The sequence below is a fragment of the Zoogloea sp. genome, from assembly GCF_028689785.1.
In the GTDB taxonomy this organism is placed as follows: Bacteria; Pseudomonadota; Gammaproteobacteria; order Burkholderiales; family Rhodocyclaceae; genus Zoogloea.
In genome coordinates this window covers 1-20,842 of the sequence record NZ_JAQVCN010000033.1, presented here as the reverse complement: position 1 = coordinate 20,842, position 20,842 = coordinate 1, and the positions used below count along the sequence as shown (strand labels likewise).

The following is a 20,842-nucleotide window of genomic DNA, read 5'->3' as shown; positions in this document are numbered from 1 at the left end:
TTCAGGTTTGGCGCATTGGCTGTCGTGGCAGTGCTGGGATGCATGGCCCCAGTGGCGCCTGTGTTCGCCCAGACCACTCAGGCTGCTGTGCCGGCGGGGAATCGGATCGAGAAGATTGTTGCCGCCGAGCAAGGGGGGAGCATCATCCTCAAGCTGACTATGGCACAGCCGCTGGCGGTGGCGCCGGGTAGTTTCAGCGTTGCAAGTCCTGCACGGATTGCTTTCGACTTTCCGGATACCGCCAATGGCCTGGGCAGGAACAGTCAGGTTCTCAATACCGGCGATCTGCGCAGTGTGAATATCGTACAGGTTGGGGATCGTACCCGGCTGGTGCTGAACCTCTCCCGGGTTTATCCCTACGAGACACGGATTGAAGATCGAGAGATCTACATCACCCTGGCCGCCGGATCTTTCAAGGAGGCCTCGGGGGCCGCGCCCCAGTCCACCCAGTTTGCGCCGGCAGTGGTCGGGGAAAACGAAAAGCATGCCATTCGTGATGTCAATTTCCGGCGCGGGAAGGACGGGGAGGGGCGCCTGGTGGTCGATCTGTCCGATCCCAATGCGGGCATCGACATTCGCCAGCAGGGCTCCAGCCTGATCGTTGATTTCCTGAAGACAGATGTTCCCGAGCAACTGCGTCGCAAGCTTGATGTCGTGGACTTTGGGACGCCCGTGTCCTCTGTGCTGACCCAGGCTCAGGGGGGCAATGTACGGATGACAGTGACGCCTCGGGGGTTGTGGGAGCACAACGCGTATCAAAGCGACAATCAATTCGTGCTTGAGGTGAAGCCTGTCAAGGAAGACCCTAACAAGCTGACCCAGGGGGCAGGCAAGGCACGTTTCGGTGGAGAGAAGCTCTCCCTGAATTTCCAGAATATCGACGTACGCTCGGTTCTCCAGGTGATTGCCGACTTTACGAACTTCAACATCATCACCAGCGATTCGGTCCAGGGAAACCTTACCCTGCGCCTCAAGGATGTTCCGTGGGACCAAGCCCTGGACATTATCCTGCAGGCCCGGGGTCTTGATCTGCGCAAGAATGGCAACGTGATCTGGATTGCGCCGCGGGACGAACTTGCGGCCCGTGAGAAGCTTGATCTTGAATCCAAGGCGCAGATTGGTGATCTGGAGCCCTTGCGGACGGAGAGCTTCCAGATCAACTATCACAAGGCCAAAAATGTCGCTGAGTTCCTCAAGAGCAAGGATCAAAGCGTGCTCTCGAAGCGCGGCAGTGTGGTGCCTGATGAGCGCAGCAACAAGATCTTTGTCAATGATGTGGCATCGCGACTGGAGGAGTTGCGTCGCCTGATCGCTGAAATCGACGTAGAGGTCCGCCAGGTTCTGATCGAAGCCCAGATTGTCGAAGCCACGGACACCTTCACCCGGAACCTTGGTGTACGCCTCGGTTTTGGTGCCAAGACCGGCGGGTTGCTCGGCAAGACCGATGGTGGCGTTTCCGTGTACCGGAACACTTTTGGTTCCGGTTCCCTGACTTCAACGGGTTACCAGGCGGGGCAGATCTCCACGGTGCCCAATTTCACCGATTCCTTGGCAGTCAATCTGCCGGCTTCCACCATCAATGGCAAGCAGGCCGGTGCCTTCTCCCTTGCCTTGTGGAACAGCGCGGCTACCCGGTTCATCGATATGGAAGTGTCTGCACTGGAGGCTGATGGCCGGGGCAAGGTGGTTTCCAGGCCCCGGGTCATGACTGCAGACAAGGTTGAGGCACTCATTGAGCAGGGTACTGAAGTGCCCTTCCAGACCCAGGGTGGTGGAACGACGGCGCCGACTGTGTCGTTCAAGAAGGCCAACCTGGCGCTCAAGGTCAAGCCGCAGATCACGCCGGACGGCAAGGTAATGATGAGCATCGAGGTCAATAAGGATCAGCCGCGTTACGATCGTCCGGTGGCCAACGGCAATGTGCCGATTGATACCAAGCACGTGAAGACCGAAGTCGTAGTGGAAAATGGTGGCACCATTGTGATTGGCGGCATCTACACGCAGGACGTATCTAACAATACGGTTAAAATTCCGCTTCTCGGCGATCTTCCTGTCCTGGGTTACCTGTTCCGCAGTAACGAGCGGACCGACAACAAGACCGAGTTGCTCATTTTCATTACGCCCCGCATCATCAACGATCAGCTGGGTTTGCGCTGACCACTGGCCAGAATGGATTTTTCAATGCGTGAATTTTTTTCAGGGGCTGCCCGCTCCCATGTCCGACTCATCGCCCCGTCACTGATTGCTCTGGCACTGGTCAGTTGTGGTGGCGGAGGTGGCGGCGGTAGTGGTTCCACCAGCTGCCCGGGTGGATTTTTGACCTGTAGCGGCACAGGAACCGACAATGGCAGCACCACCCAGACACCGAAGGTCACCTTGACCTTGGTGGACGCAGGGACAGGAACCGCCACCAATAATCTCACCTCCGGGAAGCCGCTGACGGTTCGTGCCGTGCTTGTGTCACCCACGGGGTTGCCGCTTGCGAATCGGGTGGTCACCTTCACGACAGATAGTTCTCTGGCGGTTTTTGATCCGACCTCTGGTACCCGCCTGACTGATGCAAATGGGCTTGCCACGATCAATCTGCTGGCTGCGGATCTCGCCTCCAGCGGTGCAGCTCAAGTCACCGCCACGGTGGATGTGGATGGTGCTTCGGTCACTCAGAAGATCGCCTATGCTGTCAGCCCAGGGGCGGTGACTTTGTCGAATCTGACGGCGAATTCCAACTCCCTGAGTGCCTATGGGAGCACTTCGGTGTCTGTTCAGGTGTTCTTTAACGGTGTGCTGACGACGACGCCGCTCACCGTCAATTTCTCGTCGGGCTGTGACAGTAACGGTAAGGCCAGCATCACCAAGAGTGTTGCAACCATCAATGGTGTTGCGACTGCCACCTATACCGACAAGGGTTGTGCCGGTTCGGACATCATCACGGCCTCCCTGCAGGGCACATCCGCCCAGACCACGATCGCGGTTGCTGCGCCGAGGGCTTCGAATATCGGCTACGTTTCGGCCAGTCCTTCGTCGATGGCGCTCGCAGGTACTGGGGGAGCCGGGCTGTCTTCCAGCTCTGTCGTAACCTTCAAGGTGGTGGATAGCACCAACAATCCGGTCGCATCCAAGGCGGTCAGCTTTGACCTTTCCACCCGTGTGGGCGGTATCAAGCTCAACAATCAGGCGTCCGGTCCGGTGCAGGCAACCTCGGATGGTTCCGGTCTGGTCAGTGTGACGGTGTCTGCCGGTTCTGTGCCGACCCCCGTCTGGGTCACGGCCACTCTGGTGGACGATCCGACCATCGTGACCCAATCCACCAATCTCACGATCTCCACGGGGCGTCCGACTCAGGATCGTTTCTCCCTGTCGATCGGAACCTTCAACATTGAAGGCTGGAGCCGGGACGGCACGACGACAAGAGCCAATGTGTATGCGTTCGACCGGTTGGGTAATCCGGTGGCCGATGGCACGGTGATCAATTTCATCAGTGAAGGCGCAGGCATTCAGCCGTCCTGTGTAACAGCAGCCGGTTCCTGCAGCGTCACCGTTACTAGTGGCGAACTCCGTCCGCGGGTGGACAGCGAACCCTCCAACTTTGCGGTCAAGGCCGGTCGGGTGACGATTCTTGCTTATGCTCAGGGCGAGGAAAGCTTTGACGATCTGAATCAGAACAACATCTACGATGCAGGCGAGGTGTTCCGTGATTTGGGCGACGCTTTCGTTGATAACACGGAGGACAGGGTTTGGGCTTCAGGTGAGCGGGAGATCCAGTTCAGCGCGCTGAACACCTCCGCGTGCCCGGCTTATCCGTCCGACGGACGATATGCCAATGCGCCCTACAAGGCGGGCACCTGCGATGGCGTCTGGGGTAATGCTCACGTGCGTCGGAACATCGTGCTGGTCCTGTCCAGCCATGTGATCGGTACCGTGACCCCGTCGACCTTCACCATAACCCCTAAGGCCAACCCGACGGCAGTGCCGCCGGTGGCTCCGGTTTGTTCGGCCTCCTTCACGTTCAGGATGTCTGATATCAACAATAACCCGTTGCCTGCCGGTGCCGCCCTCACGGCGACCTCCAGTGTCACTTACAAGAACGATACGGGTGATACGGTGAAGGCAACCGTTTCCTTCCCGCCGGGGTCTGACACTGTGTCCAATACCAACGCTCCGGGTGGAACGTTCCATACTGTGCTGATCGAAGGTTCCAAGTGCGCAACGGACATGGCCGGCAAGATCGGTATCACCGTGACTTCTCCGAGCGGGGATGCGAGCAGCGCCGAACTTACGATCAACTGATGACTGTTCCGGGGATTCCTAGCCGAGCCCCGGTCCTATGGGGCGGGGCATGAATCATCCGAAATGTATCGTCCTTGTCGGAATGCCCGGTTCCGGCAAGACAACCGTAGGCCGAGAGCTTGCCAAGCGTCTCGGCCTTCGGTTTGTAGACAGTGATCACGAGATCGAGCTGCGCACTGGCGTCAAGATCCCGACAATTTTCGAGATCGAGGGTGAGGAGGGCTTTCGCAAGCGCGAGACCTGTACCCTCGATGCTCTCACCCAAGAGGCTGGCCTGGTGCTGGCCACGGGTGGTGGGGCGGTGATCAGCCCCACCAACCGTGAATTGCTCTCGGGGCGCGGCGTGGTGATCTACCTCAACGTGCCTCCGCACATCCTGTGGGAGCGCACCCGTCACGACCGCAGCCGTCCGTTGCTGCAGGTTCCCGATCCGCGGGGGCGGCTCCAGCAGCTTTATGTCGCCCGTGATCCTCTTTACCGCGAAGCCGCACACATCATCGTCGAGGGTGGGCGGGGAACGCCCCACGCCATGGTCCGGATGATCGAGAAAGAACTGCAGATCCTATGCGCACACTGAATGTAGAGCTTGCCGAGCGCAGCTATCCGATCCGTATCGGTGCCGGGCTGGTGGGCGACCCAGCCCTCCTCCTGCCTTACCTGAAAACAAAGCGAGTTGCGGTGATCACCAATGATGTGGTCGGGCCACTCTACCTTGCACCCTTCGTGGCAGACCTGCATGCCCTGGGGCTGCAGGTAACCGAGATCGTTCTGCCGGATGGCGAGGCCAACAAGGACTGGCCGACCCTCAACCTCATCTTCGACGGGCTGCTGGCGGCGCGCTGTGACCGCAGCACAACTCTCATTGCCCTGGGCGGAGGTGTTGTCGGTGATATGGTGGGATTTGCCGCCGCGACCTATCAGCGTGGCGTGCCCTTCATCCAGGTGCCGACAACGCTGCTGTCCCAGGTGGATTCTTCGGTGGGTGGGAAGACCGCCATCAATCATCCCCTCGGCAAGAACATGATTGGTGCCTTTTATCAGCCCCGACTGGTGCTGGCTGATACTCGCGTGCTCAATACCCTGCCTGATCGGGAGCTCAGGGCGGGGCTTGCGGAAGTCATCAAATACGGCCTGATCCGTGACCTGCCCTTCCTCGAATGGATCGAGTCCCACCTGGACAGCCTCCTCGCAAGAGACCCTGAAGCGCTTGCGGAGGCGGTTGAGCGCTCCTGCCGCAACAAGGCCGAAGTGGTTGCTGCTGATGAAACCGAGCAGGGTGAGCGGGCTACCCTCAATCTCGGTCACACCTTTGGCCACGCCATCGAGACGGGGATGGGCTACGGCGAGTGGCTGCACGGCGAGGCCGTGGCCGCCGGCACCATCATGGCCGCCGATCTTTCCCGGCGAATGGGCTGGCTCGGCGACGCCGATGTGGCCCGCATCCGGCTCATTCACGAGCGCGCCGGGCTGCCGGTGCTTGGGCCGGCGCTCGGTGCCGATCGCTACCTGGAGCTCATGTCCCACGACAAGAAGGTGTCGGACGGCACGCTCCGGCTCGTGCTCCTGAAGGGCCTGGGGCGCGCGGTGATCAGCGCCGAGGCGACGCCTGCGCAGATGCGGGCCAGCATCGAGGCGTGCTGCGCCTAGGCGCGGTTGCGCAGCCATGACTCAGCTCGCATCCTACGCCGTCACTGAAGCCAACAGCCGGGGCCGCCAGCTTGCTGAGGCTCCCCCTACGGCCCGGGGCGAGTTTCAGCGTGACCGGGACCGCATCGTGCACAGCACCGCGTTCCGGCGGCTGGAGTACAAGACACAGGTGTTTGTGAATCACGAAGGAGATCTGTTCCGAACCCGTCTGACCCACAGCATCGAAGTTGCCCAGATCACCCGTTCCATTGCCCGGGCCCTGCAACTCAACGAGGATCTGGCCGAGGCTGTCGCCCTCTCCCATGACCTCGGTCACACCCCCTTCGGTCATGCCGGTCAGGAAGCCCTCAATGCCTGCATGAAGGACTTCGGCGGCTTCGAGCACAATCTCCAGTCCCTCCGCACCGTGGATCTGCTTGAGGAAAGTTACGCCGAATTCAACGGCCTCAACCTCATGCATGAAACCCGGGAAGGCATTCTCAAGCATTGTTCTCCCAAAAATGCCGAACTGCTCGGTGACATCGGCCGGCGTTTTCTCGAGGGGCGTCAGCCCTCCCTGGAGGCCCAGCTGGCCAATCTGGCGGACGAGATTGCCTACAACAACCACGATGTCGACGATGGCCTGCGTTCCGGCCTGATCACGCTCGAACAACTCGAAGCCGTGCCGATCTTCGCGCTCAAGCGCCAGGTCGTCGAGGAGGCCTATCCCGGCATCAGCGGTCGGCGGCTGATTCACGAAACCATCCGGCGCATGATCAACATGATGGCAGTGGACCTGATCGAGCAGACCCATCGCAATATCGCCGCTGCCGGCGTAGGCTCCCTCGATGAAGTCAGGGCTGCTCCGCGCCTCGTGGCTTACAGCCCCGATCTCCTGCCAGCGCTGCGCGTCCTCAAGACCTTTCTGCGGGACAACCTCTATCACCACTACCAGGTGCTGCGCATGACCGACAAGGCCAGGCGCATCATCCAGGATCTTTTCGGGGCGTTCATGAACGATCCCCGTCTGTTGCCGCCCCAGTACCAGCTGATGGCCCGGATCGACAAGCCGCGTGCCATTGCCGACTACATCGCCGGAATGACCGATCGCTATGCGATGCGGGAGCATCGGCGCCTGTTTGCCGTCGGCGAGATCCATTGAGCCGCAGCTGCCATGCGGCAGCGCAAAAATTCCTTGAAGAACGGGCGCCTGCGGCGGTATATTCGACCCTCGCCCAATGTGTTTGAACGGTCTCCTCGCCGGGATCGAGCGTAGCCGGCTGGCCAGCATCCGCCGGCTTTTTCACGGTTCGGACGGGGCGACTTTCCGCAGTTTGAATGTCCGGCGCCGCAGGAATGCTAGCGCCGGTGTGTGTTGTGTCGAGGAAAAACAAGATGGATCTTCCCCTGGAGCAGGGTCTTTACGACCCCGCCAACGAACATGACGCCTGTGGTGTCGGCTTCATTGCACATATCAAGGGCAACCGAACTCACGAGATCGTAAATCAAGGTCTCGAGATCCTCAAAAACCTGGATCACCGGGGTGCTGTTGGCGCCGACCCGTTGCAGGGCGACGGTGCCGGTATCCTGATCCAGATTCCGGATACCCTTTTCCGCGAGGAAATGGCCAAGCAGGGCGTGACGTTGCCGCCCGCTGGCGATTACGGTGTCGGCATGGTCTTCCTGCCGAAGGAGCACGCTTCGCGCCTCGCCTGTCAGGACGAAATCGAGCGTGCTGCCCGTGCCGAAGGCCAGGTCGTGCTCGGCTGGCGTGATGTGCCCACCGACCCGGCCATGCCCATGTCGCCGACCGTCAAGGCCAAGGAGCCGGTGATCCGTCAGGTCTTCATCGGTCGTGGCCCCGACGTGATGGTGACCGAGGCCCTTGAGCGCAAACTGTACGTGATCCGTCGCCGCGCCGCCAATGCCATTGGCAGCCTCAAGCTCAAGCACTCCAAGGAGTTCTATACGCCGTCCATGTCGGCGCGGACCATCAACTACAAAGGTCTGCTGCTCGCCGATCAGGTTGGCCAGTATTACCTCGACCTCCAGGATCCGCGCTGTGTTTCCGCGCTGGCCCTGGTGCACCAACGCTTCTCCACCAACACCTTCCCCACTTGGCATCTGGCCCATCCGTTCCGCTACATCGCCCACAACGGCGAAATCAACACCGTACGCGGCAACTACAACTGGATGCGCGCCCGCGAGAAGGGTACCCACTCTCCGTTGCTGGGTGATGACCTGCAGAAACTGTGGCCGTTGATCTACCCGGGTCAGTCCGACTCGGCGTCTTTCGACAACGCCCTCGAACTGCTGGTAATGAGCGGTTACTCCCTGGCCCACGCCATGATGATGATGATCCCCGAAGCCTGGGAATCCCACACCCTCATGGACCAGAAGCGCCGCGCCTTCTACGAGTATCACGCCGCCATGATGGAGCCGTGGGACGGCCCCGCCGCCGTGGCCTTCACCGACGGTCGTCAGATTGGCGCCACCCTCGACCGCAACGGTCTGCGCCCCGCCCGTTACTTCGTCACCGACGACGACTACGTGGTCATGGCCTCCGAGTCCGGCGTGCTGCCCTTCCCTGACGAGAAAATCGTCAAGAAGTGGCGCCTCCAGCCGGGCAAGATGTTCCTGATCGACATGGAGCAGGGCCGCATCATCGACGACAAGGAAATCAAGGATTCCCTTGCCGCCGCCAAGCCCTACCAGGAGTGGATCAGCCGCATCAACATCCGTCTCGACACCTGTGCCGAGCCGGAGAGCGCAGTGGCCCCCGAGTACGCAGCATCCCTGCTGGATCGTCAGCAGGCCTTCGGCTACACCCAGGAAGACGTCAAGTTCATCCTTGAACCGATGGCCAAGAGCGGTGAAGAGTCCACCGGCTCCATGGGCAACGACAGCCCGCTGGCCGTGCTGTCCGCCAAGTCCAAGCCGATCTACAACTACTTCCGCCAGCTCTTCGCTCAGGTGACCAACCCGCCGATCGACCCGATCCGCGAACAACTGGTCATGTCGTTGGTGTCCTTCGTCGGCCCGCGCCCCAACCTGCTCGGCATCAACGAGATCAACCCCCCGTACCGCCTGGAAGTTCCCCAGCCGGTGCTGACCTTCTCCGACATGGCGAAGCTGCGGGAGATCGCCCGTTATACCGAGAACAAGTTCCGCTCTGCCGAGCTGGATATCTGCTACCCGCTGGCCTGGGGCAAGGAGGGCGTCGAAGCCCGCCTGGCCTCCCTGTGCGCGGAAGCCGAGAACGCGGTGCTCAGCGGCTCCAACATCCTGATCATCTCCGACCGTAAGGTGGATGCCATGCACGTGGCCATCCCGGCCCTGCTTGCAACCTCTGCGGTTCATCAGCACCTGGTGACCAAGGGCCTGCGCACCCGCACCGGCCTGGTCGTGGAAACCGGCTCCGCCCGGGAAACCCACCACTTTGCCGTGCTGGCCGGCTACGGTGCCGAAGCCGTCCACCCCTATCTGGCCCTGGAAACCCTGGCCCAGATCGCCGGTGGCGATGCAGAGACCGCCGAAAAGTACACCAAGCACTTCATCAAGGGTGTCGGCAAGGGCCTCATGAAGGTCATGTCCAAGATGGGCATCTCCACCTTCATGTCCTACACCGGCGCGCAGATCTTCGAAGCCATCGGCCTGCAGAAGGGGCTGATCGAGAAGTACTTCACCGGCACCTCCTCGCAGGTCGAGGGGATCGGCGTGTTCGAGGTCATGGACGAGGCCATCCGCCTTCACCAGCAGGCCTTCAGTGCCGACCCTGTGCTGGCCAACATGCTCGATGCCGGCGGCGACTACGCCTACCGTATCCGCGGCGACGAGCACATGTGGACGCCGGACGCCATTGCCAAGCTGCAGCATTCCACCCGCTCCGGCAAGTTCGACACCTACAAGGAATACGCCAAGATCATCAATGATCAGAGCAAGCGCCACATGACCCTGCGCGGCCTGTTCGAGCTCAAGCCCGCCGGCACCCCCGTGCCGCTGGAAGAGGTCGAACCCGCCAAGGAGATCGTCAAGCGCTTTGCCACCGGCGCCATGTCCCTGGGCTCCATCTCCACCGAAGCCCACACCACGCTGGCCATCGCCATGAACCGCATCGGCGGCAAGTCGAACACCGGTGAAGGCGGCGAAGATCCGAAGCGTTTCATCCCCATCGCCCAGCCGACCAAGCTGTCCGAGATCATCGGCGCCAGCCGCATCGAGCGCGACATCGAGCTGCAGGCCGGCGACAGCCTGCGCTCCTCGATCAAGCAGGTGGCGTCCGGCCGTTTCGGTGTCACCACCGAATATCTGGTCAATGCCGACCAGATCCAGATCAAGATGGCCCAGGGTGCCAAGCCCGGTGAAGGCGGTCAGCTGCCCGGTCACAAGGTCTCCGAGTACATCGGTTTCCTGCGTCACTCCGTGCCCGGCGTCGGCCTGATTTCGCCCCCGCCGCACCACGACATCTACTCCATCGAAGATCTGGCCCAGCTGATCCACGACCTGAAGAACACCAACCCCGTGGCGGATATCTCCGTCAAGCTGGTGTCCGAAGTGGGTGTGGGTACCGTGGCGGCCGGTGTGGCCAAGGCCAAGGCCGACCACGTGGTGATCGCCGGTCACGATGGCGGCACCGGTGCCTCGCCCTGGTCCTCCATCAAGCACGCCGGTTCGCCGTGGGAGCTCGGCCTGGCCGAAACCCAGCAGACCCTGGTCCTCAACCGTCTGCGCAGCCGTATCCGCGTGCAGGTGGACGGCCAGATCAAGACCGGTCGCGACGTGGTCATCGGCGCCCTGCTGGGGGCGGATGAATTCGGCTTTGCCACCGCTCCGCTGGTGGTCGAAGGCTGCATCATGATGCGCAAGTGCCACCTCAACACCTGTCCGGTGGGTGTGGCCACTCAGGATCCGACCTTGCGCAAGCGCTTCTCCGGTCAGCCCGAGCACGTGGTCAACTTCTTCTTCTTCATTGCCGAAGAAGTCCGCGAGCTGATGGCCCAGCTGGGCGTCCGCAAGTTCGATGACCTGATCGGCCGTGCCGACCTCCTCGACATGCGTGCCGGCATCGAGCACTGGAAGGCCCGCGGTCTGGACTACAGCCGCATCTTCCACATGCCCAACGTGCCCGCCGATGTGCCGCGCATCCACACCGAAACCCAGGACCACAACCTGGCCAAGGCGCTGGACAACAAGCTCATCGAGCTGGCCAAGCCGGCTCTCGAGAACGGCGAGAAGGTCTCCTTCGAGATCCCCGTGCGCAATATCAACCGCACCGTCGGCGCCATGCTGTCCGGGCGTTTCGCAGCCAAGTACGGTCACGCAGGCCTGCCTGACGACACCGTGCATATCCGCCTCAACGGCACCGCCGGCCAGAGCTTCGCTGCTTTCCTGTCCCGTGGCCTGACCCTCGAACTGGTGGGTGAAGGTAACGACTACGTGGGCAAGGGCCTCTCCGGTGGCCGCATCATCGTGCGTCCGGCGGCGGGTTTCCGTGGCGATACGCCGAGCAACATCATCATCGGCAACACCGTTCTGTACGGTGCCACCGAAGGTGAAGCCTACTTTGCAGGTGTCGGCGGCGAGCGTTTTGCCGTGCGTAACTCCGGCGCCACCACCGTGGTGGAAGGCGTGGGCGACCACGGTTGCGAGTACATGACCGGCGGCACCGTGGTGGTGCTGGGCATGACCGGCCGCAACTTCGCGGCAGGCATGTCCGGCGGCGTGGCCTACGTGTTCGACGAAGACGGCACTTTCGAATCCCGCTGCAACATGGCCCAGGTGGCCCTGGAGCCGGTCGAGGAAGAAATCGAAGCCCGCAAGGGTTCCGAGTCCGGCGACGAGCTCGAATCCCACGGCCGCGTCGATGTGCGTCACCTGGGCATGGCCGACGAAGCCCTGCTCAAGATGCTGATCGAACGTCACGCCACCTACACCGGCAGCGAGCGCGCCAAGTCCATTCTTGCCGACTGGGCCACCTACCGAGCCAAGTTCGTCAAGGTGATGCCGCACGAATACCGTCGCGCGCTGGCCGAGATGGCCGCGCAACAACAGAAAGAACTGGAGGCCGCGTAACATGGGCAAGCCAACTGGATTTCTCGAGTACCAGCGTCTTTCCGAGGCCTATGCCCCGGTCGAGCAGCGTCTCAAGCACTACAAGGAGTTCGTCGAGCACCTGAGCGACGACGAGGCCGCCAAGCAGGGCGCCCGCTGCATGGACTGTGGCGTGCCCTTCTGCAACAACGGCTGCCCGGTGAACAACATCATTCCCGACTGGAATGACCTGGTTTTCCGGGGCAACTGGCAGGAGGCCATCGCGGTTCTGCACTCCACCAACAACTTCCCGGATTTCACCGGCCGGATCTGTCCCGCCCCGTGCGAGGCCGCCTGTACGCTGAACATCAATACCGATGCCGTGGGCATCAAGTCGATCGAGCACGCCATCATCGACAAGGCCTGGGAGAACGGCTGGGTCAAGCCCCAGCCCGCCGCCGTCAAGACCGGCAAGAAGGTTGCCGTGGTTGGCTCCGGCCCCGCTGGCCTGGCCGCGGCCCAGCAGCTGGCCCGTGTCGGCCACGACGTGACCGTGTTCGAGAAGAGCTCCCGCATCGGTGGCCTGCTGCGTTACGGCATCCCCGACTTCAAGATGGAGAAGTCCCACATCGACCGTCGCGTCGCGCAGATGGAGGCTGAAGGCGTCACCTTCCGCACCAAGGTCTGTGTCGGCACCAAGCCGGGCGTTACCGGTATCAACGACGATGCCGTCGAAGTGGTGACCGCTGACCAGCTCAAGTCCGAGTTCGATGCGGTGATCCTGGCCGCGGGCTCCGAAGTGCCCCGTGATCTGCCTGTTCCGGGCCGCGAGCTGGCCGGCGTGCATTTTGCGCTTGAGCTGCTGGTGCCCCAGAACAAGGAAGTGGCTGGCGACGACAAGAACCCCATCTCCGCCACCGGCAAGCATGTCATCGTGATCGGCGGCGGCGACACCGGTTCCGACTGCGTGGGCACTTCCAACCGCCATGGTGCGGCATCCGTGACCCAGTTCGAAGTCATGCCCGAGCCGCCGAAAGAAGAGAACCGTCCGCTGACCTGGCCCTACTGGCCGATCAAGCTGCGCACCTCTTCTTCCCACGAAGAAGGCTGCAGCCGCGAGTTCGCCGTGTCCACCAAGGAGTTCATCGGCGAGAACGGCAAGGTCAAGGCCCTGCGTACCGTCGAACTCGAATGGAAGGATGGCAAGCCGTCTGAAGTTCCGGGCTCCGAGCGTGAGCTGCCGGCCGATCTGGTGCTGTTCGCCATGGGCTTCACCAATCCGGTGGCCTCTCTGCTGGAGGCTTTCGGTGTCGACAAGGATGCCCGCGGCAATGCCAAGGCAAGCACCGACGGTGAAGGCTGTTATGCCACCAACGTGGCCAAGGTCTTTGCTGCCGGCGACGTGCGCCGTGGTCAGTCCCTGGTGGTGTGGGCCATCCGCGAAGGCCGTCAGGCCGCCCGCGAGGTGGACAGCTTCCTGATGGGCAGCAGCGTCCTGCCGCGCTGATCAGAAACAGGCACCCAGCAAAAAGGCCCGGTTCTCCGGGCCTTTTTGTTTGAGCGGGGTGTGTGGCCGGGTAAGCGATGTCCGGCCAGCGCCTGTGCTAGCCGAGGCCCAGCAGATTCACCGCATGGTGGCCGATCATCCATTCCTCATTGGTGGGTACCACCAGCACTTCGATCTTGCTGTCCCTGGCGTGGATGCGGGTGGCGTGGCGTTCGTTGGCGGCAGGGTAGAGAGACAGCCCCGTCCATGCCAACCATTCGGCAATGCGGGCACGCACCGGCGCTGCGTGTTCGCCGATGCCACCGGTAAATACCAGGGCCTCAAGCCCGCCGGCAGCCATGCTGAGCTGGCCGATCATGCAGGCAGCGCGGTAGCAGAACAGTTCAATGGCCTCCTTCGCGGATTCCTCATCCGACTCCAGCAGGGCGCGCATGTCCTGGCTCAGGCCGGAGACGCCGAGCAGGCCCGACTGCTTGTAGAGCAGATTGCTCAGGGCTTTGGCGTCCATCCCCTTTTGCTCGACCAGATGCAGGATCACACCCGGGTCCAGGCTTCCGGTGCGGGTGCCCATCATCAGGCCGTCCACCGCGGTGAAGCCCATGCTGGTGTCCCGTGACTGGCCGTCCCGCAGGGCGCACATGCTTGCGCCATTGCCCAGGTGGGCGATGACGATGCCGCTCCGCGCTTTCTCTTCACCCAGCAGATCGGGCAGCTGGCGCGATACGAATTCGTAGGAGAGACCGTGGAAGCCGTAGCGCTTGATGCCCTCGTTGCTCAACGCACGGGGGATGGGAAAGCGGCTCGCCACCGGCAGGCGGGTACGGTGGAAGGCAGTGTCGAAGCAGCCGACCTGGCGCACATTGGGCATCAGCCCGAAGAGCAGCTTGATGGCGCGCAGGTTGTGCGGTTGATGCAGGGGGGCCAGGGGGATCAGTCCTTCAAGTTCGGTAACCAGCTCGGGCGTCAGCATCACCGGCGCGCCGTAATGATCACCCCCGTGGACGATGCGATGGCCGGCGGCCACGATCTCCACGCCTGGGCTGTGGCGGTTGATCCAGTCGAAGATGAACTCCAGGGCCAGGCGGTGCTGGCCGTTCTGGTCGGTCCCTTCCGGCACGCTGAGCGCCTCGGTGAAACGTTCGCCGGTGTGGGTGTCCTTGGCGTGCATCAGGGGTTCGGCGCCGATGCCTTCCACCTGGCCCGACAGGCGCGGCGTATCGGCCAGGCGCGGGGTCATGGGGAAGAGGGCAAACTTCAGGCTCGAAGACCCCGCGTTGAGGATCAGGACGGCTTTCATAGACGGACTCCAAGGCGACGTTTGTGGGCCATGAGCTGTGCGATGGCACAGGAGGCGGTTCGGGTTTCGGCGGTATCGGCACGGCTGGTGAGCACGATGGGGACGCGGGCGCCCAGCACCACGCCGGCCATCAGGGCGTCGGCGAGATATTCGAGCTGTTTGGCCACCATGTTGCCGGACTCCAGGTCAGGCACCACCAGAATGTCCGCCTGGCCGGCCACGGCCGAGCGGATGCCCTTGGTCTTGGCGGCTACCAGGGACACCGCATTGTCGAAGGCCAGCGGGCCATCCAGCAGGCCGCCCTTGATCTGGCCGCGATCGGCCATCTTGCACAGGGCAGCAGCATCAAGCGTCGAGCGGATTTTTTCATTCACCGTTTCGACTGCCGACAAAATGGCCACCTTCGGTTCGGGCACGCCCATCATGATCGCCAGTTCGATGGCGTTCTGGATGATGTGCACCTTGTCGGCCAAGGTTGGTTCGATGTTGATCGCCGCGTCGGTGATCAGCAGCGGATGGGGGTAGGTCGGCACGTCGGCCATGAACACATGGGACAGTCGTCTTGCCGTGCGCAGGCCGGTTTCCTTGGCAACCACCTCGCTCATCAGCTCGTCGGTGTGCAGGGAGCCCTTCATCAGGGCCTCCACCTCGCCGCAGCGGGCCAGGCGCACGGCCGTCTCGGCCGAGGCGTGGCTGTGGGGCACGTCAACGATGCGCACGCCGCGCAGGTCGATGTGCTCACGCTCGGCGACCTCACGGATCTTGTTCTCCGGGCCAACCAGCACCGGGATCACCAGTCCGGCATCGCGGGCCTGGATGGGGCCGCGCAGGGATTCGGTGTCGCAGGGGTGGGCCACCGCGATGGGAACCGGCTCCATGCCCTTGGTCATCTCCAGCACGTGCAGGTAACGCTGCTGGCGGTCGGAGATGGTGACCTCCGGCAGGGCCATGCGCGGGCGCTTGACCTTCTCGGTGGGGGCCATCACCTCGGCAGTGCCGTCGATGACCTTCAGCCCGTCCTGGTTTATGCACTGGCAGTCGAGCAGCAGATGGTGGTTGTGCTCGAAGCGCTGGGTGCAGGTGATGGTGACGGTGAGGGTGTCGCCAATCGTGATGGGCCGCCAGAACTTGAGGGTCTGGCCCACGTATACGGTGCCCGGCCCGGGAAACTCGGTACCGAGGATGGATGAGATGAGCACGCTGCCCCACATGGAGTGGCCGACCACCTCGCGGAACTGGCTCGAACGGGCAAATTCCGGGTCCACATGGGTTGGGTTCACGTCGCCCGACATCACAGCGAACAGATGGATGTCTTCGGGGCGAAGGGTGCGAACCAGTAGCGCGGAGTCGCCCACGGCGATCTCGTCAAAGGTGCGGTTCTGGATGAAATCGCTAGTGTCGGTTGTCATGGTGTGTCCTGAAGTTGCAATGCAGCATGAGCAATTCTACGGAAGTAGCCTTGGGGAACTTTAGTATTAGATCAAAGGAGTGTTGCATTGCATCACCCGTGCGGACTTTGTGGGCGTATGTAGTCCGAGAACTGCGCCGCAAAGGCTCAAAAATGCCCCATGTTAGAATTTGCCGGAATGTCATCTCACCCTATCAAGGGCTCTTATGGAAGTGATCGTACTGGCCGCCGGCCAAGGTAAGCGCATGCGTTCGGTGTTGCCCAAGGTTTTGCAGCCGCTGGCTGCCAAGCCGATGCTGGCACACGTTCTGGATACCGCCCGCACCCTTGAAGCACGCCGTATCGTGGTGGTGTATGGCCACGGTGGCGAGGTGGTGCGTGATGCCCTCGACGCCCCCGACCTGGCCTGGGCCCGGCAAGACCCGCCCCAGGGCACCGGTCATGCCGTGCAGCAAGCCATGCCCCTGGTGGAAGACGGCGACATCGCCCTGATCCTCTACGGCGACGTGCCCCTCATCGGCGTGCCCACCCTGCAGCGCCTCGTGGCCGCCGCGGGGGGTTCCAGCCTGGCGCTGCTCACCGTGTCCATGGACAACCCCACCGGCTACGGCCGCATCCTGCGCGACGCCACCGGCAAGGTCACACGCATCGTCGAAGAGAAGGACGCCACCCCCGACGAGCGCCGGGTGACGGAAGTGAACACCGGCATCCTCGCCGCCCCCGTGGCCCGCCTGCGCCAGTGGCTGGGCAATCTCACCAACGACAACGCCCAGGGCGAGTACTACCTCACCGACATCATCGCCATGGCCGTGGCCGACGGCCTGGCGGTCATCACCACCCAGCCCGACGCCGTCGAGGAAACCCTCGGGGTGAACAACAAGACCCAGCTCGCCGAACTCGAACGCATCCACCAGCGCAACATCGCCCGCCGCCTCACCGATGCCGGCGTCACCCTCATCGACCCGGCCCGCCTCGACGTGCGCGGCACCCTCGAATGCGGCCGCGACGTGGAGATCGACATCAACTGCATCTTCGAAGGCAAGGTCGTGCTGGGCGACGGCGTACGCATCGGCGCCAACTGCATCGTGCGCAACGCCACCCTGGGCGCCGGCACCCGCGTGGCCGCCTTCTCCCAGATCGAAGACACCACCATGGGCGAAGCCTGCGTCATCGGCCCCTACGCCCGCACCCGCCCCGGCACCGTGCTTGGCAATGACGTGCACCTGGGCAACTTTGTGGAAGTGAAGAACAGCGTGATCGCCGACCACTCCAAGGCCAACCACCTGGCCTACGTGGGCGACGCCGACATCGGCCAGCGCGTCAATGTGGGCGCCGGCACCATCACCTGCAACTACGACGGCGCCAACAAGTTCCGCACCATCATCGAAGACGACGTCTTCATCGGCTCCGACACCCAGCTCGTCGCCCCCGTGCGCGTCGGCAAGGGCGCCACCCTCGGCGCCGGCACCACCCTCACCAAGGACGCCCCCGCCGACCAGCTCACCGTCTCCCGCGCCCGGCAGATGTCCCTGGCCGGCTGGCAACGCCCGGTGAAGATCAAGAAGTGAAGCTTTCCCTTGGGGGCACCTGTAGGGGCGACTTCAGTCGCCCACCCCGCGTCCCTTGCAGGCATGCCGCCGATCAAAGTCCGCGGGCGACTGAAGTCGCCCCTACGCGAGGCCGACGGCGCCCCCCTCGTCTTGCCCTGACAACACCCAACATCTGAAAGGCCCCCACCATGTGTGGCATCGTTACCGCTATTGCCCGTCGCAACATCGTCCCCGTACTGCTCGAAGGCCTGCGCAAGCTGGAATACCGGGGCTATGACTCCGCCGGGCTGGCCGTGCTCAAGGACGGCCAGCTCCAGCGCCTGCGCGCCGTCGGCCGCGTCGCCGAACTCACCGCCCAGGCCGACGCCACCGGGCTGGCCGCCGAAATCGGCATCGCCCACACCCGCTGGGCCACCCACGGCGTGCCCTGCGAGCGCAACGCCCACCCCCACATCTCCGCCGGCCTCGCCGTCGTCCACAACGGCATCATCGAGAACTTCGAAGCCCTGCGCAGCACCCTGCAGGCCAAGGGTTACGCCTTCACCTCCGACACCGACACCGAGGCCATCGCCCACCTGCTCCACGACACCCTCAAGACCACCCCCGACCTCTTCGAGGCCGTGCGCGTCACCATCAACCAGCTGATCGGCGCCTACGCCATCGGCGTGGTCAGCGAAGCCGAACCCAACCGCGCCATCGTCGCCCGCAAGGGCTCGCCCCTGCTCCTGGGCATCGGCGAAGACGGCCACTACGCCGCCTCCGACACCGCCGCCCTGCTGCAGGTCACCCGCAAAGTGGTGTACCTGGAAGACGGCGACGTGGCCGAGCTGACCCTCGAAGGCTTCCGCGTCACCCTCTCCGACGGCACCCCCGTCGAGCGCCCGGTCAACATCTCCAGCCTCTCGGCCGACGCCGTCGAGCTGGGCAAATACCGCCACTACATGCAGAAAGAGATCTTCGAGCAGCCCCAGGCCCTGGGCAACACCCTCGAAATGATCGCCGGTGGCGGCGGCATCTCCCCCCAGCTCTTCGGCTCCGACGCCGTCGGCATCTTCGGCGCCACCCGCCGCGTCCTCATCCTCGCCTGCGGCACCAGCTACCACGCCGGCCTCGTCGCCCGCTACTGGATCGAATCCGTCGCCAAGCTGCAATGCACCGTCGAGATCGCCAGCGAATACCGCTACCGCGAATCCGTGCCCGACCCCGACACCCTGGTCGTCGTCATCTCCCAGTCCGGCGAAACCGCCGACACCCTGGCCGCCCTCAAGTTTGCCAAAGGCCTGGGCATGACCAAGACCCTGGCCATCTGCAACGTGCCCGAATCCGCCATCGTCCGCGAAACCGCCCTGCGCTTCGTCACCCGCGCCGGCCCCGAGATCGGCGTCGCCTCCACCAAGGCCTTCACCACCCAGCTCGCCGCCCTGGCCCTCCTCACCCTGGCCCTGGCCAAGGTCAACGGCCACCTCAGCGAAGTCGCCGAAGCCGAGCACCTCACCCAGCTGCGCCACCTCCCGGTGGCCGTCGCCAAGGTCGTCGAGCTCGAACCCGAGATCGAACGCTGGGCCCAGCGCTTCGCCGACAAGCAGCACGCCCTCTTCCTGGGCCGCGGCGAGCACTACCCCATCGCCCTCGAAGGCGCCCTCAAGCTCAAGGAAATCTCCTACATCCACGCCGAGGCCTACCCCGCCGGCGAGCTCAAGCACGGCCCCCTGGCCCTGGTGGACAAGGACATGCCCGTCATCTCCGTGGCCCCCAACGACAGCCTGCTCGAAAAGCTCAAGAGCAACCTGCAGGAAGTCAAAGCCCGCGGCGGCGAGCTGTACGTGTTCGCCGACGCCGGCAGCGAGATCCCCGAGAGCGAAGGCGTGCACATCCTGCACCTGCCCGAACACTACGGCATGCTCTCCCCCATCCTCCACGTCATCCCCCTGCAACTGCTCAGCTACCACGCTGCGCTGGTGAAGGGTACGGATGTGGACAAGCCGCGGAACCTGGCGAAGAGTGTGACGGTGGAGTGAGGTGGGCTGAGGTTCTGAGTCGCTGAAGTCGAAAGTTCGATTGCTTCGTTAAAACGCCCGGCATGCCGGGCGTTTTAACGTCTGATCGGTGGATGGCAGGCTTTTGATGTCCACGTAATTGACGTTCCAACCAACTCCGAAAGCAGGAGTTGTCGTCAGTCCACTAAAACCAGCCTCTGCTAGACTGATGACGATTTAAAACGACTTTAGGGCTTCAGTCGGAGCGCCAATGCCATGAATTCCGAACCGTGGGTCACTGCCATTGATGTTGCCCGTCATCTGGGCGTCGTCAAAGACACTGTCTATCGCTGGCGCGAGCGCAAAGGCTTGCCTGCACACAAGATTGGCCGGCTCTGGAAATTCCAGCTGTCCGAGGTCGATGAATGGGTGCGTACCGGTGGCGCGGATGAAGATTCAAGCAACCCCGTGCAACAAGAACAATAAGGGAGATCGGCACTGATGATTTTCAGCGAAGACTCACGGGTCAAGATTCCGTGCATTCTGCATCTGGCCCGGCTTGGCTACCGTTACCTCTCGCTCAAGAATGCTGTCTGGGACGATGAAACCAATATCTTCCCCGCGCTTTTCAATGAAGTCATTGCCCGCATCAATCCTGATTTGAGTGCCGAAGACCTCACTCGATTGCTGGCCGACGTCAAACTCCTGCTGGATAACGAAGACCTCGGTAAAGCCTTCTATGATCGGCTTAGCGAGCGTTCTGGCGTCCGTCTGATCGACTTCGAGAACTTCGACAACAACAGCTTTCACGTCGTTACCGAACTGACCTGCAAGAACGGCGACGATGAGTTCCGGCCCGACATCACCGTGCTCATCAATGGCATGCCGCTGGCCTTTATCGAGGTCAAGAAGCCCAACAATCGCGAAGGTGTGCTGGCCGAGCGCAACCGCATCATCACGCGCAGCCGCAATCCAAAATTCCGGCGCTTCATCAACATCACGCAGTTGATGGTCTTCTCCAACAACATGGAGTACGACGACGGCTCGCCGCAGCCTATTGAAGGCGCGTTTTATGCCAGCCCATCCTATGACTCGCCCGTCTTCAACTATTTCCGTGAAGAAGAAACGCTGGACCTCAGCCAGCTTTTGGCGGAGGAGGAT

Annotated in this window: 13 protein-coding genes; 11 read left to right on the top strand and 2 right to left on the bottom strand. The window is 62.6% G+C overall.

Going from position 1 to position 20,842, the window contains the following annotated elements; translation table 11 throughout:
• Window positions 1-42 precede the first annotated feature (42 nt).
• The 7 genes from PHI64_RS14510 (at window position 43) to PHI64_RS14480 (ending at window position 13,450) form a co-directional block, all read left to right on the top strand.
• Window positions 43-2,157, top strand: a complete 2,115-nt coding sequence (locus tag PHI64_RS14510) for a type IV pilus secretin PilQ (RefSeq protein WP_299884079.1) — start codon at window positions 43-45, stop codon at window positions 2,155-2,157.
• A gap of 24 nt (window positions 2,158-2,181) precedes the next feature.
• The gene (locus tag PHI64_RS14505) at window positions 2,182-4,287 is read left to right on the top strand and encodes a hypothetical protein (protein ID WP_299884029.1); all 2,106 of its coding nucleotides are present in this window, start codon (window positions 2,182-2,184) and stop codon (window positions 4,285-4,287) included.
• 49 nt (window positions 4,288-4,336) lie between these two features.
• Window positions 4,337-4,864 (top strand): shikimate kinase, encoded by a 528-nt coding sequence (locus tag PHI64_RS14500; RefSeq protein WP_299884027.1) that lies wholly within the window; start codon window positions 4,337-4,339, stop codon window positions 4,862-4,864.
• On the top strand, window positions 4,852-5,934 hold the full coding sequence (aroB, locus tag PHI64_RS14495) for a 3-dehydroquinate synthase (protein WP_299884025.1): 1,083 nt from the start codon (window positions 4,852-4,854) through the stop codon (window positions 5,932-5,934). Before PHI64_RS14500 ends, aroB begins: the two co-directional genes overlap by 13 nt.
• 16 nt (window positions 5,935-5,950) lie before the next feature.
• Window positions 5,951-7,075 carry a deoxyguanosinetriphosphate triphosphohydrolase gene (locus tag PHI64_RS14490; protein ID WP_299884023.1) on the top strand — a complete coding sequence of 375 codons (1,125 nt, stop codon included), beginning with the start codon at window positions 5,951-5,953 and terminating at the stop codon, window positions 7,073-7,075.
• A 233-nt stretch (window positions 7,076-7,308) separates the two neighbouring features.
• On the top strand, window positions 7,309-11,985 hold the full coding sequence (locus tag PHI64_RS14485; RefSeq protein ID WP_299884021.1) for a glutamate synthase-related protein: 4,677 nt from the start codon (window positions 7,309-7,311) through the stop codon (window positions 11,983-11,985).
• A gap of 1 nt (window position 11,986) precedes the next feature.
• On the top strand, window positions 11,987-13,450 hold the full coding sequence (locus tag PHI64_RS14480) for a glutamate synthase subunit beta (protein WP_299884019.1): 1,464 nt from the start codon (window positions 11,987-11,989) through the stop codon (window positions 13,448-13,450).
• A 97-nt stretch (window positions 13,451-13,547) separates the two neighbouring features.
• On the opposite strand, the gene PHI64_RS14475 is transcribed toward PHI64_RS14480, so the two are convergent.
• A complete protein-coding gene (locus tag PHI64_RS14475) occupies window positions 13,548-14,747 on the bottom strand; it encodes an acetate/propionate family kinase (protein ID WP_299884017.1) in 1,200 nt (399 codons plus the stop codon).
• Complete coding sequence (locus PHI64_RS14470; RefSeq protein WP_299884015.1) at window positions 14,744-16,156, bottom strand: bifunctional enoyl-CoA hydratase/phosphate acetyltransferase; 1,413 nt, start codon at window positions 16,154-16,156, stop codon at window positions 14,744-14,746. The genes PHI64_RS14475 and PHI64_RS14470 overlap by 4 nt, the downstream gene beginning before the upstream one ends.
• A 205-nt stretch (window positions 16,157-16,361) precedes the next feature.
• On the opposite strand from PHI64_RS14470, the gene glmU reads away from it, so the two are divergent.
• From glmU to PHI64_RS14450, 4 genes are all read left to right on the top strand, one after another.
• Window positions 16,362-17,723, top strand: a complete 1,362-nt coding sequence (gene glmU / locus PHI64_RS14465) for a bifunctional UDP-N-acetylglucosamine diphosphorylase/glucosamine-1-phosphate N-acetyltransferase GlmU (protein WP_299884013.1) — start codon at window positions 16,362-16,364, stop codon at window positions 17,721-17,723.
• Window positions 17,724-17,893: 170 nt separating this feature from the next.
• A complete protein-coding gene (gene glmS, locus PHI64_RS14460) occupies window positions 17,894-19,723 on the top strand; it encodes a glutamine--fructose-6-phosphate transaminase (isomerizing) (RefSeq protein WP_299884011.1) in 1,830 nt (609 codons plus the stop codon).
• Window positions 19,724-19,957: 234 nt separating this feature from the next.
• Window positions 19,958-20,167, top strand: coding sequence for a helix-turn-helix domain-containing protein (locus PHI64_RS14455; protein ID WP_050416254.1), 210 nt, complete (start codon window positions 19,958-19,960; stop codon window positions 20,165-20,167).
• A gap of 15 nt (window positions 20,168-20,182) precedes the next feature.
• Window positions 20,183-20,842, top strand: a 660-nt coding sequence (locus tag PHI64_RS14450) for a type I restriction endonuclease (protein WP_299884006.1), incomplete at its 3' end; no start/stop codon positions are given.